General features: G+C 37.5%; 22 protein-coding genes and 3 tRNA genes. 20 read left to right on the top strand and 5 right to left on the bottom strand.

All coding sequences use genetic code 11. The features are described 5' to 3' along the window. Positions 1-147: 147 nt before the first annotated feature. Positions 148-753 carry a TetR/AcrR family transcriptional regulator gene (locus tag AB1498_01750; protein MEW6087010.1) on the bottom strand — a complete coding sequence of 202 codons (606 nt, stop codon included), beginning with the start codon at positions 751-753 and terminating at the stop codon, positions 148-150. Between the two features lie 92 nt (positions 754-845). Between AB1498_01750 and AB1498_01745 the strand changes: the two genes are divergently transcribed. From AB1498_01745 to AB1498_01695, 11 genes are all read left to right on the top strand, one after another. Beyond that, the gene (locus AB1498_01745) at positions 846-1,496 is read left to right on the top strand and encodes a thymidylate synthase (protein MEW6087009.1); all 651 of its coding nucleotides are present in this window, start codon (positions 846-848) and stop codon (positions 1,494-1,496) included. Between the two features lie 21 nt (positions 1,497-1,517). Further along, positions 1,518-1,904: a hypothetical protein gene (locus AB1498_01740; protein MEW6087008.1), complete on the top strand. Its 387-nt coding sequence runs from the start codon at positions 1,518-1,520 to the stop codon at positions 1,902-1,904. Between the two features lie 15 nt (positions 1,905-1,919). Further along, positions 1,920-3,683 (top strand): TonB-dependent receptor, encoded by a 1,764-nt coding sequence (locus AB1498_01735; GenBank protein ID MEW6087007.1) that lies wholly within the window; start codon positions 1,920-1,922, stop codon positions 3,681-3,683. A 69-nt stretch (positions 3,684-3,752) separates the two neighbouring features. Then, a tRNA-Phe gene (locus AB1498_01730) sits at positions 3,753-3,828 on the top strand. A 335-nt stretch (positions 3,829-4,163) separates the two neighbouring features. Continuing rightward, entirely contained in the window at positions 4,164-4,754 is a 591-nt protein-coding gene (locus tag AB1498_01725; protein ID MEW6087006.1) for a papain-like cysteine protease family protein, read from the top strand. A gap of 29 nt (positions 4,755-4,783) precedes the next feature. Then, positions 4,784-5,257 (top strand): hypothetical protein, encoded by a 474-nt coding sequence (locus tag AB1498_01720; GenBank protein MEW6087005.1) that lies wholly within the window; start codon positions 4,784-4,786, stop codon positions 5,255-5,257. Between the two features lie 279 nt (positions 5,258-5,536). Next, a tRNA-Thr gene (locus AB1498_01715) sits at positions 5,537-5,612 on the top strand. 108 nt (positions 5,613-5,720) lie between these two features. Continuing rightward, positions 5,721-6,866, top strand: coding sequence for a glutamate 5-kinase (proB, locus tag AB1498_01710; GenBank protein MEW6087004.1), 1,146 nt, complete (start codon positions 5,721-5,723; stop codon positions 6,864-6,866). 6 nt (positions 6,867-6,872) lie between these two features. Beyond that, positions 6,873-8,879, top strand: coding sequence for an excinuclease ABC subunit UvrB (gene uvrB / locus AB1498_01705; protein ID MEW6087003.1), 2,007 nt, complete (start codon positions 6,873-6,875; stop codon positions 8,877-8,879). Positions 8,880-8,884: 5 nt separating this feature from the next. Continuing rightward, complete coding sequence (gene recJ / locus AB1498_01700; protein ID MEW6087002.1) at positions 8,885-10,609, top strand: single-stranded-DNA-specific exonuclease RecJ; 1,725 nt, start codon at positions 8,885-8,887, stop codon at positions 10,607-10,609. Positions 10,610-10,663: 54 nt separating this feature from the next. Next, on the top strand, positions 10,664-11,077 hold the full coding sequence (locus AB1498_01695) for a hypothetical protein (GenBank protein MEW6087001.1): 414 nt from the start codon (positions 10,664-10,666) through the stop codon (positions 11,075-11,077). Between the two features lie 2 nt (positions 11,078-11,079). Here the strand turns inward: AB1498_01695 and AB1498_01690 are convergent, their stop codons facing one another. Continuing rightward, positions 11,080-12,837, bottom strand: coding sequence for a hypothetical protein (locus tag AB1498_01690; protein ID MEW6087000.1), 1,758 nt, complete (start codon positions 12,835-12,837; stop codon positions 11,080-11,082). Positions 12,838-13,037: 200 nt separating this feature from the next. Here AB1498_01690 and AB1498_01685 point away from each other — a divergent pair, with 200 nt between their 5' ends. The 8 genes from AB1498_01685 (at position 13,038) to AB1498_01650 (ending at position 20,639) form a co-directional block, all read left to right on the top strand. Next, positions 13,038-13,301 (top strand): GIY-YIG nuclease family protein, encoded by a 264-nt coding sequence (locus AB1498_01685; GenBank protein MEW6086999.1) that lies wholly within the window; start codon positions 13,038-13,040, stop codon positions 13,299-13,301. 8 nt (positions 13,302-13,309) lie between these two features. Continuing rightward, positions 13,310-13,385 (top strand) — tRNA-Ala (locus AB1498_01680). Between the two features lie 128 nt (positions 13,386-13,513). After that, positions 13,514-16,006, top strand: coding sequence for a leucine--tRNA ligase (gene leuS, locus AB1498_01675; protein ID MEW6086998.1), 2,493 nt, complete (start codon positions 13,514-13,516; stop codon positions 16,004-16,006). An 8-nt stretch (positions 16,007-16,014) separates the two neighbouring features. Beyond that, a complete protein-coding gene (locus AB1498_01670) occupies positions 16,015-16,488 on the top strand; it encodes a cyclic nucleotide-binding domain-containing protein (GenBank protein MEW6086997.1) in 474 nt (157 codons plus the stop codon). 35 nt (positions 16,489-16,523) lie between these two features. Next, on the top strand, positions 16,524-17,585 hold the full coding sequence (locus tag AB1498_01665) for a tetratricopeptide repeat protein (GenBank protein MEW6086996.1): 1,062 nt from the start codon (positions 16,524-16,526) through the stop codon (positions 17,583-17,585). A gap of 30 nt (positions 17,586-17,615) precedes the next feature. Next, a complete protein-coding gene (gene glnA / locus AB1498_01660; GenBank protein ID MEW6086995.1) occupies positions 17,616-18,947 on the top strand; it encodes a type I glutamate--ammonia ligase in 1,332 nt (443 codons plus the stop codon). A 1-nt stretch (position 18,948) separates the two neighbouring features. Continuing rightward, positions 18,949-19,671: a GAF and ANTAR domain-containing protein gene (locus AB1498_01655; GenBank protein ID MEW6086994.1), complete on the top strand. Its 723-nt coding sequence runs from the start codon at positions 18,949-18,951 to the stop codon at positions 19,669-19,671. A 44-nt stretch (positions 19,672-19,715) separates the two neighbouring features. Next, positions 19,716-20,639 (top strand): TIGR01777 family oxidoreductase, encoded by a 924-nt coding sequence (locus AB1498_01650; GenBank protein ID MEW6086993.1) that lies wholly within the window; start codon positions 19,716-19,718, stop codon positions 20,637-20,639. A gap of 37 nt (positions 20,640-20,676) precedes the next feature. Here the strand turns inward: AB1498_01650 and AB1498_01645 are convergent, their stop codons facing one another. Continuing rightward, entirely contained in the window at positions 20,677-20,898 is a 222-nt protein-coding gene (locus tag AB1498_01645; GenBank protein MEW6086992.1) for a hypothetical protein, read from the bottom strand. A 23-nt stretch (positions 20,899-20,921) separates the two neighbouring features. Beyond that, positions 20,922-21,110 carry a ferredoxin gene (locus AB1498_01640; protein MEW6086991.1) on the bottom strand — a complete coding sequence of 63 codons (189 nt, stop codon included), beginning with the start codon at positions 21,108-21,110 and terminating at the stop codon, positions 20,922-20,924. A gap of 184 nt (positions 21,111-21,294) precedes the next feature. On the opposite strand from AB1498_01640, the gene AB1498_01635 reads away from it, so the two are divergent. Then, positions 21,295-22,296: a metallophosphoesterase gene (locus AB1498_01635; protein MEW6086990.1), complete on the top strand. Its 1,002-nt coding sequence runs from the start codon at positions 21,295-21,297 to the stop codon at positions 22,294-22,296. 249 nt (positions 22,297-22,545) lie between these two features. On the opposite strand, the gene AB1498_01630 is transcribed toward AB1498_01635, so the two are convergent. Further along, entirely contained in the window at positions 22,546-26,205 is a 3,660-nt protein-coding gene (locus tag AB1498_01630; GenBank protein ID MEW6086989.1) for a PKD domain-containing protein, read from the bottom strand. Between the last annotated feature and the right edge of the window lie 155 nt (positions 26,206-26,360).

Here is a 26,360-nt window from a genome sequence, read left to right as displayed (position 1 = left end):
TGCCGCGATGGGGCTTGCTATTCAAATGTATCAACTTCAAGCCTATCGTGCAAATAAATCCACATGGAAAATAAAATCATTAGTCATCGGTGAAGGTTGAAAAAACTCCCCGATGGCTCAAATAATTTATATTTGAATGCCGATAAATTATTCAATCTTGATTAAATCTATGACCGATGTTTCTATATAATCAAAATACTTATCGATAGTAAACTTGTCTTTATTTATCAGGTATTGAAATGTTGCTCCTTCTATCAAACTGATAAATATCATTGGGAATATATCGGACGCTTCTTTTTTGAATATTTGTTTTTCTATGCCTTCTTTCATAATATTTTGGACATTGTCTTTTAATGATTCCAGAAGGTTTTTTATTTTGATTTTTATGTAAGGGGTTTTAATGCCCATCATCCAGAATTCATACATTACTTTTTCCAATTCCTCTTCATGGGTGATAAGATGTTTTTGATATTGGAAAAGACAATGTATTTTTTCAAGAGGGTTTTTATTCCCTTGAAGGCGTTTATTTAAACCGTTAAAGTAGCTTTTCATTATCCAATCGAGAAAAGATATTAAAAGTTCCTTTTTGTTTTTGTAATAGTAATAAATGGTGCCCGGGGATATGCCGGCTAATCTTGAGATGTCATTTATTCTTGTTTTTTCAATCCCTTTATTTGCGATAGAACGAAAAGCGGCTTTTATTATTTTATTATAGTTTTTTTCTATCCTGTTTGTGCTGTTTTTTTTAAGCATGGTTATATTTTAACAAAAGTGTTGAAAAATTCAATGTTTTTTGATATAATATATAAATTATTATCTAAAATTAAGAGATTAATCTAAGTCTTATGCAAATAGAATTTATACAAGCGAGAGACATTCCGGACGCATGGTTTCAATGCATCAGCAGGATATTGGAATCCGGCAGAATTTACAAGATAAACCGCGGAAGTTACGCGGGGCAAAAAAGAAGAGAATTCGATTTTATATCGGTTCATATAAAATATCCCGGCAACCGGCCGTTGATTCCTGATATACCACCTCATTTGGGGATACCGGCTCCGACCACTATGGAATATGTTGAAGGGTATCTGCCATATTTAATGACGGGAGTAAAACAGGAAAAAGAGCAGTATACCTATGGTGAACGGATTGTCCTTTCCATGAATAAAGTGATAAAAATGTATAAAGAAGAGGGTTATGGAACAAACCAGGCGATTATGGAAGTCGGGAGGCCTGAAGATATTGATTTGGAAGATCCTCCGTGTCTCAGGCTTATAGATACAAGGATTAAAGACGGCGCTCTGCATTTTATAGTCTATTTCCGTTCGTGGGATTTATGGGGAGGTTTTCCCGCTAATCTTGCAGGTATTCAGTTAATGAAGGAATACATGGCACAGGAGATTGGTGTGAAAGACGGGCAGATAATTGCATCAAGCAAAGGATTGCATTTGTATGATTATTCCTGGGATATAGCTAAATTAAGAAGGGGAATTTAACCCCTGAGAGGGAGCTTAATTATGCAGTCTATTATTCCGTTTCTGATTATATTTTATCTTATTGTTGTAGGTATTGAGCTGACTGTCCCTGAAGAATGGGAAAAATTTGTTAAATTTTGCTTAAGGATGAAATATGTCCGGTTTTTGGGATTATTGCCTCTTTCGCTGAGTTTTACAGTAATATATTCAGTATACAAGTATTCTTTTAAAGTAACATGGCTTTTGATAATATTGTCCTTTATTTATTTTTCTTTTGGTTCCACTTTATTATTAAATCCAAAAATAATTGTTTCATTTTATGAAGATTATTATTTTAAACGGACAGAAGAAGAGAAAAAACGAATGCTCAAATCAGATATAGTTATAATGACAACCATTCTCGCCCTCTTATTTATTGCTATGCTTTGACAAATCCTTTAATAAATGAAAAAGATTATAGTGTTTTTTATCTCAATATTTTTATTTAGTGCAGTTTCATATGCTGAGAATAAAAAAACAATTATTTTACAAGACGAATTTGTAAATAAAAAAATAGAGAATTCAGAAAATTTTTTTAGAATCTATACCGGAACTGATATTACAGATTACGGACAACCCGGCATCCCACGCTATATAAGCCTGTTAGGTTTATCAAACCGCCATACTTTAATTACATTGGACGGCCAGAAGATTAATTCTATCCAGGATGGCAATGCAAATTTAAATCATATTCCAATCAGCCTTGTTGAAAGCATAGAAATAAATAAGGGGATAAATTCAGTATCAGACGGACCGGGCGTTTTTGGAGGCACTATAAATTTTCTGACATCTAAACCCGTTGGTGATATTCCTTATACTTGTTTATACAGCCGGTGGGGGACTTCAGGGCTTGAAAATTACGGCCTTAATTTCAGAAATCAAAACGGTTCACTTCACTACTCTGTTTTCGCCGACAAATTCTTTTCCCACGGATATGGATTTTATAAAAAAAATAATAAAATTAATTCAGTAAACTTATATTCAAAAATAGACTGGTTTTATGATAACAAAACATGGTTTACCCTTACCTCGGATAAATATGAAGATAAAACGGGAGTTTCTTCTCCCGCGGGCTTTTGGGCCGATAAAAATAAGAATAGGCATTTTCAGTTAAAATATGAGACCCGTCAGTCGAAAACGGCCCTGAAAATAAAATTTTATGGGAGCGCTGACTGGCTGGAACAAGATGATTCAAATACCCTTTATATTTATGAAAATTCCAGGCAGGGGAATGAAGGGATACTTGAACAAAATATAGGGAAATATCATCTTATCCGCGTAGGGAAAGCTCATCACTGGAACAAATTTCATGGTAACTTTACCCAGAATAATTATGATGATGTTTTGAGTAAAGAGGATGCATTCTTTTTTGAAGATGAAATCAATTTGAATAATTTAATATTGTCCTTAGGCCAGCGTTATGATAAAAATTCCTTATTTCCAAAAGAAAAAAGCCCAAGATTCAAGCTAAATTACAGGATAAGCGATAAAAGCGAAATGTTTTTAAGCGCGGGAGAAGGGGCCTCGTTTCCGAATATTAATGATCTTTATATGAAAAGCGCGTTTTATAAAGGGAATGTTAATCTCGTCACGGAAAAAGCACGGGTATATACATTAGGCTTTGAAAAGATTTTTTCGGATTTTGTGTTTTTTAATTTAACGGGCCATATTGCGGATGTGAAAAATTTCCTGTCGTGGAATTACAATCCTGGTTCCGGTTATCACGAGGCAGAAAATGTTTCGTCTGTTACAACCAAAGGGGCTGAAACAGAGCTCAAATTTACTGTCAATAAAAATGTCGAAATTCAAACTATATATACATACCTTTTCACGAAAGATAAAGAAACACAGAAAGACCTGCCTTACCGCCCGGCGAATAAATTAAAAACAAATTTAATATATAAAAAAATAAAGTATGACGGAGATTTATTATGGACCGTCAGGTTAAATCATGAATATCTGGGAAACCGTTATTTAAACAGGGAAAATTCTTCAGAGCTAAAAAATTACAGTATTATTGACCTGAATATCAGTATGAAACTGGCAGGGGTTTTTACTGTAAATTTGGCAGGAAATAATTTAGCTAACAATGAATATGTGTTAGTAGAAGGTTATCCTATGCCTGGAAGGAATTTCTGGGGCGGGATAGTATGGGAATTTTGGGATTAAATATTTTTAATAACTTTATGTTGACTTAAATAATATAAATTTGTATAATATATTTTTTATAAAATAGGTGCCGGGATAGCTCAGTCGGTAGAGCGACGGACTGAAAATCCGTGCGTCCACAGTTCGATTCTGTGTCCCGGCACCATAAAAAAAGAGGCTTCAAAAAAGCCTCTTTTTTTATGGTGACGATATTACGGACACAGAATCGAGGGAAAAGGTTTTAGGAAAAACGGCAGTTTTTCCTAAGGGGTGACAGTCCGCCTCAGGCGGACGCCAGAGGGGCGGAGCCCCTATGGAAAAGATTAAGTGTCCCGGCACCATTAAACAAAAAGCCCCAATTCCATCGGGGCTTTTATGTTTAATGAGTGTCCCAACTTCACGTCGGGGCACCGTTTCTTAGTGTAAAGCCGGGTATTCCAGACACAAATAATTTTACGATATTCTATTGACTCAAGCCGGATTTCAGCCTAAAATTAAACAATGAATATCCTGATTATATGCATTTTGATGCTTTCCTCCTGTTCCACGCTTAATAAATTCTCTAAACAAAATGAAAATATCAGCCTGTTTTCTAATAAAGCTGTTTTGCTGGAATTGCCGTTTGAGGCGCAGAAAAAAACAAATCTTTGCGGACTGGCTTCTGTGGAAATGATTACCCGCTACTACGGGATTAGATTAAACAATGCCCAGTGTAAAACCCTGCTTGATGAAGCTGAAAGAAATCAAGGAATAACAGGGGCCGCACTTAAAACTGTGCTGGAAGAGGCAGGATATTTTGTTGTAGTGTTTCCCGGTACCATAGACCATGAATTCACTGGCATATACCGCCATCTGGACAGCCAGCGGCCGCTGATATTAATGCTTGATGCAGAAAACGGCAAAGCCAGCCATTATGTTATATTAACAGGTTACGACCCGGAACGTAACGTTATTATGCTGTCAGATCCGGGCAAAGGCCGGGTTGTCATGTCTCTTGAAAATTTTAAAAAGAGGTGGGAATTATTAAATAATTTCACGCTTCTTGCCATTCCGGGAAATATGCAAGAAGAACATATCGAGAATAAAGAATAATTTCAAGCTAAATGAAGAGGAGATATGCTATGAGAATTATGAAACGCATACTTATTAGTTTTATTGTTGTAAACCTTGCCTTCCAGGGATTTCTAAGTTCAATTTTTGCCGCTGAAATAACAGGTGAAATTGAAAAACTCAATATAACTTTAGAAGTCCGTCACATGCTCGAAGAGCCGAGACCCGCTGAATTTACAATAAAAGTAAAACCATTAACCATTAATGAACAAGTATTACTTAAGACCATAGAGGCAAAAACACACAGTCTCCTGGATCAGGCAGCAGGGAGATACTATGATGATACATATAAAAATCCGCGTGCAGGCAATCCATCCCCGTTCATTAATAATCCAATAACTATTGATATAATACACGGTGCTGTGATCGGTGCGTTTATTGGTTGGTTGACGAGTTCTGGAAAAGACATTGCATCAGTTAGAAAATCTACACGGATAGGAGCATTGTGCGGGTCTGTTATTATATGGATACTTTATTTGTTTTAAGTACCCGCAAAAAAAACCCGATCAGATTAGAGGTAACCAAACCAGGCTGTTAATGTTTGGCAGTCATATAGGCTACCACACCTTTTTTATTTTTAGCCCTTTTTTTACCTCCAACATATGATCGGGACAGCGCAACTTGAGGAATCTATTTTTATATCTGTCCCCAATGGCTGTTTCTATTTTATCTATATGCCAAATAAAAATGTTGTCAATTAAATTTATATTACGTTTAAGAGGACAAACCATATTTTTTTTGATATAATTTATTCAATTATTAATGCTGGGGTAGCTCAGTTGGCAGAGCAATTGATTCGTAATCAATAGGTCAGGGGTTCGATTCCCCTTCCCAGCTCCACCATGAACCACACAGGGTTCATGGTGAGTCATGCATCCAACGTGGTGCATGACAGGCACCTAATTGTAGTAATCGAACAATGCCCGCATTAGGCGGAAGAGAATGCCTATGAATATAGATTTAAGAAGAAAAAATATTTTGGATTCTTCCAGAAAAATAGTTATAAAAATAGGTACAAGGGTATTGACGGCGGAAAACGGTAAACTAGACGAGAAAAGGATTGAAAACCTGGTGAAAGGTATTTCCCTGTTAAGAAAAAACAGGAAAGAGACCGTGATTGTTACATCAGGGGCAATCGGTGCGGGAATGGGTAAATTAGGTATTTTAAAGAGGCCGAAGGATATACCTCAAAAGCAGGCACTGGCCGCCATTGGGCAAAGTGAATTGATGCATGTATATGAAAAATATTTTAAGGAAGAGGGGGTGAATGTCGGGCAGATGCTTTTGACACAGGACGATTTGATTGACCGGAAGAGATTTTTAAATGCAAGCAATACTTTGAATAACCTTCTTAATTTTAATGCGGTTCCTATAATAAATGAAAATGACACGATTGCAATAGATGAAATTAAATTTGGCGATAATGACAATCTTTCCGTGCAAGTGTCCAATTTAGTTCATGCCGATTTACTTTTGATTTTGACAAGCACGGACGGATTATTCAGTGCTGATCCCAGAAGATATGAAAGAGCGGAATTGATCCCGGTTGTGGAGAAAATCGATGCAGTTATTGAAAAAATAGCAGGGACAAATATTGATGAAACCAGCATCGGCGGTATGCATACGAAAATTCAGGCTGCAAAAAAGGCCGTGAAAAGCGGAGTTGGCGTAATTATAGCCAATGGGAATAAAAGGGACATAATCTCCCGTATTTTTTCTTATGAAGAAGAAGGGACTTTTTTCCTGCCGCAAAAAAATAAAATGACTTGCCGGAAAAAATGGATAGCATTTTCTTCTAAATCAAAAGGAATAATTACGGTCGATAAAGGGGCGTATCTTGCCTTAATGGATAAAGGAAAAAGTTTATTGCCCTCCGGGATCACAAAATTATCCGGGAAGTTTAAAATAGGCGATAGAGTGATTGTGGCATCAATTGATAACCAGGAATTTGCCTGCGGGCTAGTTAATTACAATTATGAAGATTTAGAGAAAATTAAAGGTAAAAATACTGATGATATTAAGAATATTTTGGGTTATAAAGATTACGATGAAGTAATACACCGGGATAACTTAGTGCTTTTGAAGGATTTTTAAGGTTTAATGGGGCAAAAATTTAAATTATATTCCAAATACCAGCCTAAAGGAGACCAGCCGCAGGCAATAGCTAAATTGATTAAGGGTTTTCAAAACGGTAAAAAAAAATTTGTTCTTCTGGGAGTTACCGGTTCAGGCAAAACCTTTACTATGGCTAACCTGATCCAGAATTTAAATTTGCCTGCACTCATAATATCTCATAATAAAACCCTGGCCGGGCAGCTTTATACGGAATTTAAAGAATATTTTCCTGAAAATGCGGTTGAGTATTTTATAAGTTATTATGATTATTACCAGCCGGAAGCTTACCTTCCTCAAACAGACACTTATATTGAAAAAGACGCGTCGATAAATGATGAAATAGACCGTTTAAGATTAAAAGCCACAACCAGTTTATTGACAAGAAAAGATGTAATAATTGTCGCGAGTGTGTCCTGTATATATGGGCTGGGGTCCCCTGAAGATTTTGAAAATATGATAATCTGCCTGGAAGTTAAAATGCAGATGGATCGGGACATATTTATCCGGAAATTGATAAGTCTCTATTATGAAAGAAACGATATCGATTTCGGCAGGGGAACGTTCAGGGTCAGGGGAGATGTTGTGGATGTCCATCCGGCAGACAGCGATTATATTATAAGGATAGAATTCAGCGGGGAATATATTGAAAAAATCAGTAAACTTCATCTTATTTCCAAAAAGGCGGAAAATGTCTTAAATAAATTCATCATTTACCCTCGTAAACATTTTATCACCCCGCAGGAAAGAGTTGAGGCCGCCTGTAAATCGATCGAATCGGAACTGAAGGCGCAGCTTGAGGAATTGCGGAAACAAAATAAGATGCTCGAGGCCCATCGTTTAGAAACAAAAACCAGATATGACCTTGAAATGATAAGAGAATTGGGGTATTGTTCAGGTATTGAAAATTATTCGCGTCATTTTTCTAACCGGCTGCCAGGGGAGAGACCTAATACTTTGCTTGATTATTTTAAAGATGAATTTTTAGTTATTATAGATGAATCACATGTTACGATACCCCAGTTGCGCGGAATGTATGCCGGTGACCGGTCGAGGAAGGAAACATTAGTAAATTACGGCTTCAGGCTGCCTTCGGCTTTTGATAACCGGCCACTTGTCTTTGAAGAATTTAACAAAATAATTAAAAATGTTCTTTATGTATCAGCCACCCCGGGCCGATATGAAATAGAGAACACGGATGAGGTAGTTGAACAGATAGTAAGGCCGACAGGCCTTGTTGAACCAAAAATAATTATAAGGCCGGTTGAAGGCCAGATTGAGGATTTACTGCAAAGGATAAAGGAAAAATCCGGAAAAGGAGAAAAGACCCTTATAACAACTTTAACTAAACGGATGGCGGAAGATTTAGCTGACTATCTTTTTAATAAAGGTATAAAGGTTTGCTATTTACATTCTGAAATTGAGGTTTTGGAAAGGTTTGCTATTATCAGGGATTTACGGCTTGGAAAATATGATTGCCTTGTGGGTATTAATTTATTACGCGAAGGTTTGGATTTGCCGGAAGTCTCTATGGTGGCGATTTTGGACGCGGATAAAGAAGGCTTTCTGCACTCGGCCACATCGCTGATACAGGTCAGCGGCAGGGCGGCAAGAAATATTCATGGAGAAGTTATAATGTACGCATCCTCCGTCACCGAATCCATGAAAAAAGCTGTCGAAGAGATTGACAGAAGGCGCAATTTACAAATTAAATTTAATGAAAAAAACGCTATTGTCCCTGCAACAATAAAAAAATCAATTCCCCTAATGATTGAAGGGATTAATGAAGTTGATACAGTCAGGGAGGAGAGAAACGAGTATATACCGGAGGGACAAATAAATGAAAAAATTGCCGGGTGGGAAGTCGATATGTTTTTAGCCGCTGAAAAACTGGATTTCGAAAGAGCCGCGCAATTAAGGGATAAAATACGCTTTTTCAAAAATAAATATGAAGAAAAATTGAATTTTAAAAGAAGGAAATTGTTCAAAGAGTAATATCCATGGAAACAATATCGCTTTTATATAATAAGAAGATATCCTTTGCGAAAAATGAAACAATATTGGGGAAAAATATTTCAGATAGTTTAAACATTGCCCCGCTGATAGCTCAAATTATGATAAACAGGGGCATAAAAACAATCCATGACGGCAAAAAATATTTATACCCGGAATTAAAAAACCTGTCGGACCCCTATATTTTAAAGGGAATGGACAGGACTGTATCCAGGATTTTAAAGGCAGTAAAAAATAAAGAATCAATTTTAATTTATGGCGATTATGATGTTGACGGAATAACATGTATCGCTGTTTTGAAAAAAGCATTGGGCAGTTTTACTAAAGTTGAATACTACATTCCTGACAGGATAGCAGAAGGATATGGCCTAAACAAACCGGCCCTGCAAAAAATCCGCGGGGAAGGTTACAGCCTTGTCATAACAGTAGACTGCGGCATAACTTCTTTGGAAGAAGTTGAATTTGCCAAGGCACTTGGAATGGATGTTATTATACTTGACCATCACCAGCCAAAAGAATTTCTGCCTGATACCGATTATATTATTGACCCGAAACAAAATGATTGTTTAAGCAATATGTATGAACTGGCGGGTGTGGGTGTTGTTTATATGCTGATTATCGCATTACAGCAAAAAATAGATATAAAAGAAAATAATTTTTTGGACATTATTGCACTCGGGACAATAGCGGATATTGCCCCGCTGATAGGCGAAAACAGGATATTGGTAAAAAATGGCATAGAGCAGATTAACATGACTAAAAATATAGGTTTAAAAGCGCTAATTAATCAAAGCGGGTTATCAGACCAGCGGGTTGATGCAAGCCATGTAAGTTTTATGTTGGCGCCTAAGTTAAATGCAAGCGGAAGAATAGGGAGGGCAGATGTTTCTGCAGAACTGCTTTTAGCCTCAGAGCAGTCTGCCGCAGATGGTTTAGCAAATCAATTATGCAGAATGAACGAAAAAAGGCAGGTAATTGAAAGTGATATTATTAAAGAAGCGGCATACTTGGTTGAAAATGGGACAGATTTGGACAATGAAGAAATAATTGTTCTTGATTCTGATAAATGGCACCCCGGTGTAATCGGGATAGTTGCTTCGAAAATGGCTGAAAAGTATTCCAGGCCGGTAATTTTGATTGCGCATGAAAAAAACACATTAAATGCAAAAGGGTCAGCCCGCAGTAAAAACGGCATGAATATTTTTAAGGCGATATCAGAATGCAAAGATATACTTCTATCATACGGAGGGCATGAACTGGCATCAGGGCTTTCGATTGAAATTAGGAACATTGGAAAATTCAGGAAAATGATAAATGAAACAGCCAAAACAATTTTTCCGGAAGACAAATTGCAGCAAAAATGGAACATTGATTCCATAGTTGATTTTAATGATTTAAATTTACAATTTATCAAGCTTTTGGAAAATTTAGCGCCTTATGGCTACGGAAATCCAAAACCGATTTTTATGTCTGAAAAGGTGTCTTTAATAGATTATCCGAGGATTGTTGGCAACAATCATATAAAATTAAAAGCCAGAAAAGGAAATCTGGAGAGAGATATTATTTGTTTTAACATGGCGGATAAGTATGAAGATATATTAAATATTAATGGACCAATAGATATTATTTATAACATATCAAAAAATTTATGGCAGGACAGAATCCAGCTTCAATTAGAATTAAAAGATATTAAAATATCCAAAAATAATTAAAATATTTATTTCTCCTTCCGATAATATTGTTAAAGACACAATTAAGGAGAAAAAATGTTAAATTTAAATGTTAATCCTGTTATTTTGTTTTTAGCCGGGTTGGTTTTAGGATATATTGTTAAATTATTTTTGCCCGAAAATTTATCCCATAAAGATTTGGAGAAAAACAGCGGGATTTTTGACAGTTATTTCAATGATTTAAAAAAAAGAAGCGTTAAAGAACTAACAGCCAGAGAGTACCAGCATCTTTCCCTGCTCAAGAAAATTGAATTTGAAAAAAAATATCCGCAGAAAGCTGATTCAAAAATTGCAATACCTGTTTCGAAAGTATTTACAATTCATTCGGTTTTTCCAAATATTTATTCAAAATCAAACACAAAACTGCATAAAATTTTTGCAATATTTATTATATTTTCTATTTTGTTTTTTGGGTGTGTATTTTTAATTAATTTGAGAAATAGTTTATAAAATCAAAATTTTCCTATATGGCATGTAGTACATTCCCAGAAACGGACCCGGTCAACCCCTCTTACAAGACCTCTTTTACCGCCTATCAAGCCTTCCTGATGCGGGTTATGGCAGGTAGCGCAATGAATCATTTTCTTGTCAGTTTCATGCAAATTTTCAGGGATTTTTAGCTCGCCGGGAACTTCTTTTGGAACTACAATATGGTTTACACCATTGGGTTGCTTGGGTGTGGTTCCAGGATGTTTGCGGTCGTCATGACAGGATAAACAGAGGAAAAGAACAGGGGTTCTGAACTCAACCTTTTTAATCCCTTCAATTTTTTCATCAGGCCGTGAGGAATGGCAAAAAAGGCATGTAGATTCGATAACCTGGCCGGTGGTGCTGTCTATTTGATAGTGTATATTAAATTTTACTATATGTTCCCGGACATGGCACTTTAAGCATAATTGCCACCTTTTTTCCTCGGGTGTTTCTCCTGAATACGGCCATCCGCGCAGTCTTTTATCATTGCCTTCAAGAATTTGTTGTTCGACATTATATATGGTATTTTCCATGCACCCGTAATTGCCTCCATAATGGCATGTAATACATGTTATTTTATTATCTAACGAGAGAGGGAAATCCCTTGGTTTCATCATATCTTTTCTTTCTTTTAAAGGAATTCCTACAGGATGTGCTTCAGATCTTGCTTCGCCAGCTTTATGGCACCAATTGCATATTACATTCCAGTCACCATTGAAGCGAAATGTAGCTTTTTCTCCTTCTTTAGGTTCAGTTTCATGGCAGGAAAGGCAAAAGGTATCCTTTTTATGGGGTTTAATTTTTTTTGATTGGTTGGTTAAAATTAAATATTTTGACCGGAGATAATTAGCGTTTTTTAATGAATTATGCTGATCATGGCAGGTAACGCAGGTAAATTTCCCATTAATTAAGGGAAGTTCCAAAACCTCAATATCCTTTTCAAATTTCACATCGGAAAAAGCGTTATTTTCGGCATAATGTATCTTGTCTTTATATTCATTGTGACAAAAGTTGCATATATCCAATACCGGCGCCCGTAGATTCTTTTCAATAAAAATTTTTTTAAGTTCAGTATTACTAATATTTTTTATTTCTTCCGGGTCCCCGTTATGGCAAAATTTGCATGCAAATTCATTTTTGTTTTTATAAGATGTTTCCATTTTATGAATATTTTGAATAACTGAAACAGGTTTATTGTAGTTATTTAAATTATCTTTATGACAGTCAAAACACAAATCCAGCCTTTGCTTATATCTTGTGTCTTTTTGCCCCAGTATTTCCGGGAAATACCGTAAAATGGCATCTTTGGAAAAAGGTATATGTATCTGGTGGCAGGTAGAACAAACAATTTCGCCTGTTTTATCTTTTTCCCCCAGGGGAAGATATTCCGGAACCGCCATGGGTGGTTCAATATTTTTTGGATCTATCCCGACAGGATGAAAGCATTCATCATTATGGCAGGCTGAACAAAGCAATATCTCATCCTGGGTAAGTGAAGTTTTTTCGCTGCTATTTTTGATTTCATTTGCGTCACCTTCGTGGCAGGATTTACATTCAAATAAACTATGGATATTCGGTTTAAACGCTGGTGTCGCGTCTTTCTGAATAAGGTTTTTTAAATCAATTCCTTTTTCGTTTCTAATGTTTTTTGGGGGATTTTCTGCGAAAACAGATAATGATATTATTGACGGCTGGATTAATAATAAATACAAAATAAAAAAAACTATTTTTTTACGCATAATTAGGGGAATATTATCATGAAATTGTTTAAATGTCAATTTATTTTATTGCCGAAAAAAGTAAGTAATAGGGGAAAATTATTGACAAAAAGATAAATTTAGATATAATAAATGTTTATAATTTAATGTGAAAATTATGTGAGGCTGTAGCTCAGTTGGGAGAGCGAGCCGATGTAGCATCGGCTAGGTCGTCGGGGTTTATGAGTATTGTTTATATCCTAAAAAGTGTTTTGAATGGTAGATATTATATAGGGAGTACAGATAATTTAGATATAAGGCTAAAGTGGCATGAAAATGGGTATGTTAAATCAACAAAAAATTTAAGGCCATTAAAATTAGTATTTTATCAAAGTTTTAATACTGGAAAAGAGGCAAAACAAATAGAATATAGAATAAAAGAATTAAAAAACAGGGAAATAATAGAAAAGATTATTCGAGATGGTTTTATCAAAATGAAATTATAGAATAAAGTGGGGCTGTAGCTCAGTTGGGAGAGCGCTTGAATGGCATTCAAGAGGTCGTCAGTTCGATCCTGATCAGCTCCACCATCTGCCTTAGGCGGAAGAACAATTGAAAATTGAAAATAGAAATTTGATCAAAAATGTTTTCAATTGCGGTCAACTTTCGATTATCGATTTTCAAAAATAGATTTTTAGAAGAAAAAACGGGAGTTTTTGTGGAAAATAATTATCCTTTCAAAGAAATAGAGGCCAAGTGGCAGAAAAACTGGCAGGACAGGAACCAGTTTAAAACAGATGAGAAAAATAAATACAAGAAATATTATGTACTGGAAATGTTTCCGTATCCGTCAGGCCGGATACACATGGGTCATGTCAGAAATTATACTATAGGTGATGTAATTGCACGGTACAAGTCAATGCAGGGATTCAGCGTGCTTCATCCGATGGGCTGGGACGCCTTTGGTTTACCCGCGGAAAACGCGGCCATTAAACACAAAATCCCGCCCGCGAAATGGACCAATGAGAATATCGATTTCATGCGGTCACAACTCAAAAAGCTGGGATTCAGTTATGACTGGGAGAGAGAAATAAACACGTCTTCAGTTGAATATTATAAATGGAACCAGTGGATTTTTCTGAAATTTTTTGAAAAGGGCCTGATATACCGCAAAAAATCCGCCGTAAACTGGTGTCCTTCATGCAATACTGTTTTAGCGAATGAGCAGGTGGTTGACGGATTGTGCTGGCGCTGCCAGAGTGAAGTGATGCAAAAAGATATCGAACAATGGTTCTTAAAAATAACAGCTTACAGCGAGGAATTGCTTGCGGACCTCGAGAACTTAAAAACATCCTGGCCCGAGCAGGTTCTTGTTATGCAGAATAACTGGATAGGAAAAAGCCAGGGAGTTGAGGTCAAGTTCGCTCTCAAAGATATTAATGAAAACCTGGTTATTTTTACCACACGTCCTGACACAATCTGCGGTGTAACATTCATGGTGCTGGCCCCTGGACATCAAATACTTGAAAGACTGATTAAAGGGAAATGCCAGGAGAAAGAGGTAAAGGCGTTTATTGATGAATTAAAAAAAGAGGATTTAACTGTCGGGACATCTTTGAAGAAAGAAAAAAAAGGAGTTTTTACCGGGGCGTTCGCGATTAACCCGATTACAAAAGAAGAAATTCCTGTCTGGGTAGGGAATTTTGTTTTAATGGAGTATGGTGCCGGCGCGATCATGGCCGTGCCAGCCCATGATGAAAGGGATTTCCAATTTGCGAAAGAATACGGGCTGCCTGTGAAGGTTGTTATACAAAACAGGGAAAAGCCTTTTGAACCGGATATGATGACGGGTGCATATGAAGACGAAGGTGTATTAGTAAACTCCGCTGAATTTAACGGCCTTTCAAGCGTAAAAGCCATGGATAAAATTATCCAATGGCTGGAAAAGAAAAACCTGGGCAGTAAAAAAGTGGTTTATCGCCTGAGGGATTGGGGTATTTCAAGGCAGAGATACTGGGGGACCCCTATACCTGTTATTTATTGTGATAAATGCGGTATTGTGCTGGTACCCGAAAAAGATTTGCCGGTGAAATTGCCTGTTGATGTGGAATTTTCAGGCACGAATTTATCCCCTCTTTTAAAGGACACGGACTTTCTGGATGTTAATTGCCCGAAATGCGGAGGGAAAGGCAGGAGGGAAACTGATACCATGGACACTTTTTTCGATTCATCATGGTATTATCTCCGGTTTACGAGCCCCAGGGAAAACAAAGTTCCTTTCAACGGGAAATCCGTTGAATTTTGGATGCCGGTTGACCAGTATATAGGCGGGATTGAACATGCTATTTTACACCTGCTTTATTCACGTTTTTTTACAAAAGCAATGGCTGACGCCGGGCTTTTTGATATCCGGGAGCCTTTTAAGAACCTTCTGACACAGGGAATGGTCATTAAAGACGGTTATAAGATGTCCAAATCCCGCGGCAATACAGTTGATCCGGACAATATCCTTGATTATTACGGGGCCGATGCCGCCAGGTTATTTATTCTTTTTACCGCGCCTCCTGAGAGGGATTTGGAGTGGAGTGATGAAGGTGTTGAGGGCGCGGCTCGTTTTATAAACAGGGTCTGGAGGCTTGTTAACCGTTATATCGCGGGACATGACAAGAATTTTATATCCATCCAAAAACATCTGGATTCTGAAAAAGAAGAAAAAAAGTTAAATAACGTCCTTAATAAAACAATAAAAAAAGTCACAGAGGATATTGAAAATAAATTTCATTTCAATACCGCGATCAGCAGTATAATGGAGCTTGTAAATGAATTATATCTTTATGACGATGAAAAAACTGAGAATATAAAAGAAAAACCGGTTTATTTCAACGCTATAAAAAGCCTTATTTTATTGCTGACACCGTTTACGCCGCATCTTTGCGAAGAATTATGGGAAAAACTGGGTTCACATACCGGTGTTTCAAAAGAACCCTGGCCGAAGTTTGACAGCAGGGCGCTTGTAACCGAAGAATATAATTTAGTTGTCCAGATAAACGGAAAAGTAAGAAGCCGTATTTTATTGCCCGCTGATTTAAAAGAAAGGCAGATCAGAGAAAAAGTTTTATCTGATGAAAAAGTTACAAATTGGTTAACAGGAAAAAACGTTAAGAAACTAATACTTGTCCCTAAAAAGTTAATGAATATTGTAACAGAATAGGAGAAAACATGAATATTTTTAATTCGCTAAAAAAAATTCCGTTTTTTCACGGCCTGACTGATGATGAGTTGAAAAAGATCGCGGTCATTACCAAAGAGAAAAAAATGGGAGCCAACAGCATTATTTTTGAAGAAAATATGCCTGGCGATTCAATGTTTATTATTAAAAGCGGTTCCGTTAAGGTGTCAAAATCAATCGGAAAAGACAGGCAAAAAACGCTCTCCATTCTTGGCGAAGGCGAATTTTTCGGCGAAATGGCGCTTTTGGACGGCGAGCCCCGTTCTGCGTCAAGTATCGCGGCTGAAGATGTCGAACTGCTTGTTATCAATAAAGACGATTTTATTGACCTTTTGACAAATAACGGACCGCTGGCGGTCAAGTTTTTTATCACGATAATAAAAGTATTCAGCATGCGTTTAAGGCAGACGGACGATAATTTTAAAAACCTTTTAATAAAATATGTAAAAGAAGGTAACAGATAAAATAGTTTTAAACAAATAAGTGAAATGTAGGAAATATGAAAAAAATATTTTTTTTATCGATAATTTTATGCGTGATATTTTTCCAGATAAACTGCGCTCCAAAAGAGCTTACGGAAGAAGAAAGGGCCATTAATAATAAAAAAGCGGAGGACCTTTTTATATCAGGGCAAAACTACAAAAAGGAGAAAAGATACTGGAAGGCGAGAAGAAAATTTAATAGGGTAATTGATAAATATCCTGAAAGTGATTTTGCCGATAAGGCCGCGTTTGAAATTGCGGAAGTTTTCAGGGAAGCGGGCAATTATTGGCGCGCATACGAAAAGTATCAAAGGGTAGCCGATGATTTTCCGTCAACCCGGCTGATGCCGAAAGTCTCAGAAAGACAAATTGAAGTGGGAAATTATTACTGGGACAGAGACAAAAAATATGAAGCAGTTGAGATTTACAAAAAGGCACTGGAAAATGACCGTTTTGGGGAACTTGCGGCAGATATTCAATACCGCGTGGCAGGCTATTATTTTGAATACGCGAAAAATTATAAAGGACTGTTTAAATCTATTTATAAAGAAGATAATTTCGAAGTAAGTATTATAGAATATAAAAATGCGTTGACTAATTATCCGAATCATACCTTAAACGTATTGGCAAAGTACCGCCTCGCTTTGGCCTATTTTTACACGAGCCGGCCATGGTATAATGACCAGGAAAATACTGATGAAGCGATAACTGCGTTCCAGGATTTAGAGACGGAAAGAAACGCTGATGAATTTATGGATGATACAAAGGAAAAAATGGCCTTGCTTTTTGATAAAAAAGCGGAAAGCGAATACAGGATTGGTGAATTTTATTTAAAACAGCATTTATGGAAGTCTGCGCGTATTTATTACCAGAGTGTTGTTAAAAATGATTATTCAAAAGTGTGGAACAGTAAAGCATATTTTGGGTCAGGAGAGAGTTATTTTAAGGAGAAAAAATGGAACGATGCAAAAGAACATTATGAAAAATCTGTTTCCGAGGGTACCGGCTATGTTAATAATTTATTGTTGAAAGACAGGCTTATAAAAATAGAAAAAGAATTAAACCTGACACAGGACTAATATATTTAAAAAAATAAAAAGGAGCGGGAAATGGCGAAGAAGACAAAAGACGACATACTAAGGTTAATTAAAGAAAATAAAGTAAAATTTATAAAACTTTGGTTTACCGATGTACTCGGTTTTCTGAAAGGATTTGCGATTACCATTGACGAATTAGACCGTGCCCTTGAAGACGGAATGGGATTTGACGGTTCCTCTATTGAAGGTTTTGCAAGGATAGAAGAGTCTGATATGGTAGCAAAACCGGATCTCGACACATTTAAGATTTTACCATGGAGATGTGAAGAAGATTATAATGTCGCGGTCATGTTTTGTGATATTTATGAGCCAAGCGGCCGGCCGTTTGAAGGAGACCCAAGATATGTATTGAAAAGAAATATAGAAAGAGCCAGGGAAAAAGGATTTACATATTATGTCGGGCCAGAATTGGAATATTTTTATTTCAAGAATTCTGAAAATCCAAATCCCCTTGACCAGGGCGGTTACTTTGATTTGGCGCCCCTGGATGTGGCCCAGGACTTGAGGAGAGATACTATTCTGATGCTCCAGTCTTTGGGTATCGAGGTTGAATACAGCCATCACGAAGTAGCGCCCAGCCAGCATGAAATCGACTTGAGGTATAACGATGCGCTCACAATGGCAGATAATGTGATGGTATACCGTTTGGTTGTTAAAGAGGTGGCGCGCAGGCACAATGTTTATGCCACATTTATGCCAAAACCAATATTTGGCATTAATGGTTCAGGTATGCATGTTCATCAATCCTTATTCCAGGGGTCTAAAAATGCCTTTTTTGACGCGAAAGGAGAATATCATCTTTCAGATACCGGGCAGTCATATACCGCGGGATTACTAAAACATGCCCCTGAAATTACATCCATAACAAGCCAGTGGGTTAATTCATATAAAAGGCTGGTACCGGGTTATGAGGCACCTGTATATATATGCTGGGCGCAGATGAACCGTTCAGCCCTTATTCGTATTCCTATGTATAAGCCTGGTAAAGAAAAATCCACCCGTATTGAATACAGGTCTCCTGATCCGTCGTGTAATCCTTATCTCGCCTTTTCCGTGATGCTTGCCTCCGGACTGGAAGGTATTGAAAAAAAATATAAACTGGCGGGGCCTTCGACTGATAATATTTATCACATGACTTCGGAACAAAGGGAAAAATCCGGGATAAAATCCCTGCCGGAGGATTTACTGGAGGCAATAAGAATTACGGAAAAGAGCAAACTTGTTAAAGATTGCCTGGGTGACAAGATGTTTGAATATTTTATACGAAACAAAAAGATGGAATGGGATGAGTATAAGATGCAGGTCACGGAATATGAGATAAAAAAATATTTGCAAATATTATAACATGCAGAAAAAAAAGGAAAATTACCAGATTTATATTAAACAAATTGAAGCGCTTTCAAAGATTGCAAGCCTTATAACATCCGGTTTGTATATGGAGGAGCTTTTGCGCCTGGTTGTTCATGTTACCGCAGAAATAATGAACTCCAAAATTTCTTCTTTGATGCTTTTAGACCCTCAAAAAAATGAGCTGGTTGTAAAAGCAACACAGTCTATCTCGGAAGAATACAATAAAAAAGACAATATAAAACTGGGAGAGGGTATTGCGGGCCTTGTCGCGCGGGACAACAAACCCCTGTGTGTCCTGGATGTCAAGGGAGACAGCCGTTATTTAAATCAGGATATTGCGAGAAAAGAGGGGCTTTGTTCCCTGGCGAGTGTTCCACTGGCAGTGAAAGGGCGCGTTATAGGCGTGTTAAACTGTTACACCTCACGAAAACATAAATTCACAAAACATGAAATGGACATTTTAAACGCCCTCGCGAGCCAGGCCGCTGTCGCGATTGAAAATGCGGAATTAGATATGAGGGTCCGTACAGCGGAAGAGGCGCTGACCGCACGTAAAAATATTGAAAGGGCAAAAGATGTCCTCTCACAGGATTTAAATATTTCCTCATCAGAAGCATATAAATTAATTCAAAAACAAAGCATGGATACCCGAAAATCCATGCGGGAAATTGCTGAAGCCATAATACTCGCGAAGAGTATTAAAAGCGCTACAAAATAAATAATCAAAAAAGTTGTACACATAACGTTAATCAAGGTTGCAAAATGAAAATTATAGTTACAGGGGCGACTGGTTTTATCGGCAGTGCTTTGTGCAAGAGATTGCATAAAAACGGGGATAAAGTTACAGCACTTACGCGGAATGCCGACAAAGGGAGGGAAACATTAGGAGATATTGCGGAAATTATTGTCTGGGACAGCAGTTCATCTGATGTCCTTGCAAATTGTATGGAAGGCGCAGATGGTATTATTAATCTTACAGGAGAAAATGTAGGCTCCGGTATTTGGACCCACGAGAAGAAGCGTTTAATAAGAGAAAGCAGGGTTAACGCCGGGAAGGCCATCCTGGAGGCAGTTAAAAAAGTTGAAAGAAAACCAAAGGTTCTAATCCAGGCTTCAGCGGCTGGATATTATGGAACACACGGGGATGAGATTATAGATGAATCATTTCCTGCCGGGACAGGTTTTTTATCCGGTGTGGCAGTAGATTGGGAGGATTCAACAAAGGGAGTTGAATATCTTAATGTCCGCCGGGTGATTATAAGAACAGGGATTGTTCTCGGAGAAAATGGCGGGGCATTCCCTAGACTTAAGACGTCATTCCATTTATTTTTGGGCGGGCACATGGGGAGCGGCAAACAATGGTTCCCGTGGATACATATTGATGACGAAGTCGAAGCCATTCATTTTTTGTTAAATAGAAAAGACCTTAAAGGTATTTATAATCTAACAGCTCCTAATCCTTTGATAATGAAGGATTTTTGCCATATTTTAGGAGAGGTAATGAACCGCCCGTCGGCTTTATCAATACCCGGTTTTGTTTTGCGTATACTTATGGGTGAAATGGCCAGGGAGATGCTTTTATCAGGACAGAGGGCATATCCTAAGCGGCTGATTGAATCAGGATATAAATTCCTGTATCCTGATGCGAAAGAGGCGCTCCAGGAGATATTAAACAAAAGTAAATAATATTAAAAAATTTTACCATACTCTAAAGTTTTAAAATCTATTTTTGAAAATATTTTTTTGTTTTAGCCGCGATCTGCCGCTCAGTCATTTTATCGGCTGTCTGCAATCCAACTATTATTTTGGAGAGGTTTTCTTTTTCCATTCCCTTTTTTAATTCATTCTTTGCTTCACCGGGCCCGAATATCAGGTCGCCTTCTCCTGAAACGAAAACGATAACAGCTTTTTTATGGTCAATCCATAAACCCGCTTTTCTTTCCATAAGATTTCCTCCTGGCCTGGATTTTATTCCTCAATTGAAATAGCTTCTGCCGGGCATCCCTCGGCCGCTTCTTTGCATTTATCTTTGAGCTTTTCAGGGACTGTTTCTACTTTTACCCTGGCTGTGTCACCTTCCATTTCAAAAACATCGGGGCAGGTTTCGACACAAAGCCCGTCACCCGTGCACAGTTCCTTATTGACTTTTGCTTTCATTTTTGTCTCCTTAATATTTTATATTTTAACAAATTCCATTTATATAATAAGCTTTGTTTAAAAATATGTAAACCTGCTGAATCCACTTTTTTCTGATATATTTCCACTAAGAACTTTGGGGATGTTGTTTCCCAGAGTAAGTTAAATATTGACAAAGACCTTATCTGGGAATACAATACCGCTCATGCCAAGACAAGCGAGATTAGATGTCCCTGGCGCTTTGCATCATATAATGACCAGGGGTAAATCGTGCGAGAAAAACATAATACCTTCCTTCCAAAAAATTTTGATATTATTTTTCTATTTCTTTTCTATTTTGTTTTTGGATTGCACAAATCTCAAAGAAATAAGATATGAATGTACTCCAAAATTTTCATTCGCGGTTTTGGCTGATCCCAGAGATGGCAGGGATACATGGCGAAATGCCATTTTAGAAATACGTGATATGAAAATTAATCCCAAACCTTTTTTTAATCGTGCTGAATTTCTTATAGTTGCGGGAGATATGGACCCGCTTGAAGAAAGATATAATGATTACAATGAACTTTTTGCAGAATCATCTGCTAAACCAAAGTTTTTGCCTGTTATTGGAAACCATGAATTTGAAAATGGAGGCAAGCACTTTAGATATGCCCGTGATATAATTATTCCGTTAATTCCAAATGTTGTCCGCAGGCATTCCAAATCCTGCGATTATTATTTTGATTATATGAATGCCCGTATAATTGCTGTCGACGGATATTCTGAACTAGGTAAAAACGGCGTTATAAATAATATCGGCATGGAGTGGGTTGAACAGATTATTATGTCAACACCAGAGAATATTAAACATGTTTTTATTTCCTTTCACGAACCCGCATTTCCGAGATATTCACATTTGAATGATGCCTTTAATGAGTCGCTGAGAGAACGGGATGCATTCTGGGAGATGCTGGTAAGACATAGAGGTAAAGTCCGTGCAGTATTTGTCGGGCATACTCATAACTATTACCGTATGCGCGTATTTTATCCATCAGGGGTAAAGGCAAACAGTTTTACTGATTTCCCGGATGAAGAAGAAGGCATTTATCAAATCGATGCAGGTGCTTCAGGAAAAGGGGATATAAATACAATTGTCCAGGTTCAGATAGATTATATTTTAGAACCTTGCAGGCAGAAAATGGCATTAATAAACCGTTTGAAATAAAAGATAAGTGGAAATTACAATAGATATTTAATATTCCTTTTTAGTTGTCAAAGAGAAACTTCCAGAATATCTGGGTTTAGTTTTATTTAATGGCGTAAGAATTCTTTTAAATAGGGAAGATGAAATAGTTAGAAGCGGTTTCCTAAGTCGGTTCGTCATGAAGTTGAGCGAAGGACTTATGAACAAGGCAGCAGGCGCAAAATGCCCACTTTCTTAAAGTGGGCATTTTTGTTTAATTAATATTTTTGCTTAATTGGATTTTGCTGTATTTGAATAGGGGGAATTTCCATCAGGATTATATGCTCTAACCCTGTAGATATAACCTTTTCTGCCGTTTATATCAACATAAGTTTTAATATTTGCTCCTACAGTCGCAATTTGTGACCATGTCCTGCTGATTTTTCGTTCAATCTTAAAACCGGATTCATTGCCGGAATTGTCATTCCAAGTGAGAGTTACATAATTTGTGCTTGTATTTCTTACCGCTTTAAGATTACTAGGCGCTGCAATAGGCAGGTCAGGTATGTTGTTTATTGTTATCATAATTAGTTCTGAATCTGTTAAAAAACCATCACTTACTATGAATGTCACATTATATGTTCCTGCCTGGCTAAAACTTGGTGTCCACGTGAAGGTTCCTGTTGTTGTGTCAAATACTGCTCCGGAAGGTAAGTTGCTTGCGGAATAACTTACTGCACCGCCATCAGGGTCACTGCCGGATATTGTAAACTGCAATAACTGGTTTTCGTCACCTGACTTATTACCTATCGGATCAAGTACAGGCGGCTGATTTGGTTGGATAACCGTTATATATGTGATATTTTCTGCTGTAAAACCGTCATTATCAGTTACTTTCACTTTTGCCGTATAATTTCCGGCAGTATTATAAATATAACTTACAGTATTATTAGTTGTCGTTGTATCATAAATTCCATTTCCATCAAAATCCCATTCGTATGATACTATTGATCCGTCAAAATCAAAGGCAACAGCAGTAAAATTGACAGATAATGGAGCTTCGCCTGAAGCTGGATTTACATTTAGCTGCGACACTATAGGATACTGAAATATTTTTACCTGACATGTGTCTGTATCAGAAACATAGTTATTATCTAAAACGCTCAGTGTAACGGTATAATTTCCAGGGGCATCATAGTAATGTGTGATTATAACACCCGTGCCAGTGGTACCATCTCCAAAATTCCAGTTGTAAGACCATGAAAGGATTCCGCCGTCATCAGTTGATCCTGAACCATCAAAAGTTACATAAGTCGACATATCCTGGTATTCAACTGTCTGATCAGGCCCTGCATTTGCGACAGGAGGCAGATTTGGGATTGCAACCGCGCAATAATCAGAAGTTGCTGCACCGTTATTATCAGTTACAGTGAGAGTCGCCGTAAATGTTCCAAGTGAACTGTAAATATGATTGACGACAGCGCCCGAAGCAGAAGCTCCATCACCGAAATCCCATAGATAAGAAACTATTGTTCCATCGGTATCAAAAGAAGCAGAACCGTCAAAATTTACAGGAGCAATACGGCTGCCGGATTTGTTGCCGCCTGCTATAGCTAACGGCGGATTATTATTTACGTGTACCTGACTGACATCAGAACCTGTCGCTCCCTCGTTATCAGTTACCGTCAATGTAACTGTATAAGTTCCGGCAGCATTGTAAATATGTGAAGCAGTTACACCGCTTTCCGTTGTTCCGTCACCAAAATCCCAGCTATATGAAACAATTGTTCCCTGTAAATCTGATGAACCTGACCCGTCAAAGTTTACCGTTAAACCTGCATGGACAGATTGGTCAGGCCCAGCATTTGCAACAGGTATACTGGTTGTATATGGATAAGAGTCAAAATTCGCACCTGGATGAGGAATTAAAGTATCTCCGATACCATCACCGGCGATTGCGTGTTTACCAGTACCGCTGCCATCGTCTATTCCGGCGTAATTAGACCAGTAATTTCCTTCAAGGCGTCCCGGATGATAATACATATTATCAGCAGGATTAGGATCAGTTATCTGCGGCTGTGATGTAGTATCTATAAGATTGTTATGATAAATCAGGTTATCTATATCTGGATAATCAGGCCACATGATGTTAAGATTGATGCCATTTCCATATAAGGTATTCTTAACTATTCTATTATTGCTGCAGCTTAACCTTAATATTATTCCGCTGCCGATAACAGTATTACTTTTTATCATGTTATTTGTGCTGGAATTGATTAAAATTATCCCGTTTTGAACCGTATTGTTTGAAACCGTGGAATTTGAACAGCGGTTACCGTAAATTCCAGTGGAATTGTTATGCAGATTATTATTGTCAAACACGCAATTATTATTAGTTACACCAATGTATATTCCAAAATAATTTTCCGAAATCTCATTTTGGGATATATTGCAGTTACTGGCACCACTGCTATTTGTAAGATTAATGCCGGCCATGTTAGTGCCAGAAGCTCCGTTAATATTAAAACCGCCTATTTTTATATTACCCGCCGTGACTTTAAATACGTCATCATTGGGATTTGAAGCTGTAACATATGTCTGGTTTGTCCCTGCGCCGGTCAAGGTTAGTGTTTTGTTGATTGTTACGTTTTCGTTATATGTTCCTGCCGCTACGTTTATAATATCACCCGGGTATGCGGTATTTACGGCTTCCTGGATTGTTGTAAAGTCGCCGCCGGGGCCGACATTAATTATTCTGTTTACCACAATCTGACAAACATCGGAATTCGTCGCGCCCTCGTTATCGGTTATAGTTAATGTGACAGTATAAGTACCGGCAGTGCTGTAACTATTTGAAGCAGTTATACCGCTTCCTGTTGTTCCGTCACCAAAATCCCAGTTGTATAAAACTATTGTCCCGTCAGAATCCGATGATCCTGATCCGTCAAAGTTTACTGACTGGTTTATCTGAGCAGATTGGTCAGGCCCGGCATTTGCAACAGGGATTCTAGTTGTATATGGATAAGAGTCAAAATTCGCACCCGGGTGAGGAAATAAAGTATCCCCGATACCGTCACCGGCGATTGCGTGTTTGTCAATGCCGCTGCCGTCGTCTATTCCGGCGTAATTAGACCAGTAATTTCCTTCAAGGAGCCCTTGATTGTAATACATATTATCCGCTGGATTATAGTCAGTTACCTGCGATGAAGTGCCTATAAGGTTGTTATGATAAATCAGGTTGGCGGTATCCGCATATTCAGCCCCCATAATGTTAAGATTGATACCATATCCATTAGCCAGGGTATTATTAACTATTGTATTATTGCTGCAGCTTAACCTTAATATTATTCCGCTGCCGATAACAGTATTATTTTGTATCAGGTTATTAATACTTTCATTTATTAAGGTTATTCCGTTTTGAACTGTATTGTTTGAAATCGTGGAATTTGAGCACCGGTTACCGTAAATTCCAGTGGAATTGTTATGCAGATTATTATTGTCAAACACGCAATAATTGTTAGTTACACCAATGTATATTCCAAAATAACTTCCCGAAATCTCATTTTGGGAAATATTGCAGTTACTGGCGCCACTATTATTTGCAAGATTAATACCGGCCATGTTAGTGCCGGAAGCGCCGCTAATATTAAAACCGTTTATTATTACATTGGCAGCCATAATTTTAAAAACGTCATAATCGGGATTTGAGGCTGTTACAAATGCCAGATTTCTTCCCGCACCGTTTAAGGTAATTGTTTTGTCGATTGTTACATTTTCATTGAATGTTCCCGCCGCCACGTTTATAGTGTCGCCCGGGTCCGCGGCATTCACAGCTTCCTGAATTGTTGTATAATCGCCAGCGGGGCCGCCAACATTGATTTCTGCCGAAAATGAAGCAGAACTTACAAAGATGATACAAAACAGACTGAACAAAAGGACTCTACTTTTCATTTTTCCTCCTAAATATATATTGATTTTATGTAACTATTCAGCATAAAAACACAATTATTTCATAAACTCCGGTAACTCTCCCCTGAATAATAAGTTCAAAGCCTGTACAGAACCGACTCCATTTTTTCTGCACGTCGAAATATAGCTTCTGATCC

Source organism: bacterium (genome assembly GCA_040754625.1).
Classification (GTDB): Bacteria; JACRDZ01; JAQUKH01; order JAQUKH01; family JAQUKH01; genus JAQUKH01.
The sequence above is the reverse complement of the archived record's forward strand: the minus strand, read 5'-3'. Positions and strand labels throughout refer to the sequence as shown.

Excerpts from the sequence above, each read along its gene's own strand:
- AB1498_01750 (MEW6087010.1), bottom strand. The coding sequence starts at position 753 with ATGCTTAAAAAAAACAGCACAAACAGGATAGAAAAAAACTATAATAAA.
- AB1498_01630 (MEW6086989.1), bottom strand. The coding sequence starts at position 26,205 with ATGAAAAGTAGAGTCCTTTTGTTCAGTCTGTTTTGTATCATCTTTGTA.
- recJ (MEW6087002.1), top strand. The coding sequence starts at position 8,885 with ATGGAAACAATATCGCTTTTATATAATAAGAAGATATCCTTTGCGAAA.
- AB1498_01740 (MEW6087008.1), top strand. The coding sequence starts at position 1,518 with ATGCAGTCTATTATTCCGTTTCTGATTATATTTTATCTTATTGTTGTA.
- AB1498_01645 (MEW6086992.1), bottom strand. The coding sequence starts at position 20,898 with ATGGAAAGAAAAGCGGGTTTATGGATTGACCATAAAAAAGCTGTTATC.
- AB1498_01650 (MEW6086993.1), top strand. The coding sequence starts at position 19,716 with ATGAAAATTATAGTTACAGGGGCGACTGGTTTTATCGGCAGTGCTTTG.
- AB1498_01640 (MEW6086991.1), bottom strand. The coding sequence starts at position 21,110 with ATGAAAGCAAAAGTCAATAAGGAACTGTGCACGGGTGACGGGCTTTGT.
- AB1498_01720 (MEW6087005.1), top strand. The coding sequence starts at position 4,784 with ATGAGAATTATGAAACGCATACTTATTAGTTTTATTGTTGTAAACCTT.
- AB1498_01695 (MEW6087001.1), top strand. The coding sequence starts at position 10,664 with ATGTTAAATTTAAATGTTAATCCTGTTATTTTGTTTTTAGCCGGGTTG.
- AB1498_01735 (MEW6087007.1), top strand. The coding sequence starts at position 1,920 with ATGAAAAAGATTATAGTGTTTTTTATCTCAATATTTTTATTTAGTGCA.
- uvrB (MEW6087003.1), top strand. The coding sequence starts at position 6,873 with ATGGGGCAAAAATTTAAATTATATTCCAAATACCAGCCTAAAGGAGAC.
- AB1498_01655 (MEW6086994.1), top strand. The coding sequence starts at position 18,949 with ATGCAGAAAAAAAAGGAAAATTACCAGATTTATATTAAACAAATTGAA.
- AB1498_01670 (MEW6086997.1), top strand. The coding sequence starts at position 16,015 with ATGAATATTTTTAATTCGCTAAAAAAAATTCCGTTTTTTCACGGCCTG.
- AB1498_01665 (MEW6086996.1), top strand. The coding sequence starts at position 16,524 with ATGAAAAAAATATTTTTTTTATCGATAATTTTATGCGTGATATTTTTC.
- glnA (MEW6086995.1), top strand. The coding sequence starts at position 17,616 with ATGGCGAAGAAGACAAAAGACGACATACTAAGGTTAATTAAAGAAAAT.
- AB1498_01685 (MEW6086999.1), top strand. The coding sequence starts at position 13,038 with ATGAGTATTGTTTATATCCTAAAAAGTGTTTTGAATGGTAGATATTAT.
- proB (MEW6087004.1), top strand. The coding sequence starts at position 5,721 with ATGAATATAGATTTAAGAAGAAAAAATATTTTGGATTCTTCCAGAAAA.
- AB1498_01745 (MEW6087009.1), top strand. The coding sequence starts at position 846 with ATGCAAATAGAATTTATACAAGCGAGAGACATTCCGGACGCATGGTTT.
- AB1498_01725 (MEW6087006.1), top strand. The coding sequence starts at position 4,164 with ATGAATATCCTGATTATATGCATTTTGATGCTTTCCTCCTGTTCCACG.
- AB1498_01690 (MEW6087000.1), bottom strand. The coding sequence starts at position 12,837 with ATGCGTAAAAAAATAGTTTTTTTTATTTTGTATTTATTATTAATCCAG.
- AB1498_01635 (MEW6086990.1), top strand. The coding sequence starts at position 21,295 with ATGCCAAGACAAGCGAGATTAGATGTCCCTGGCGCTTTGCATCATATA.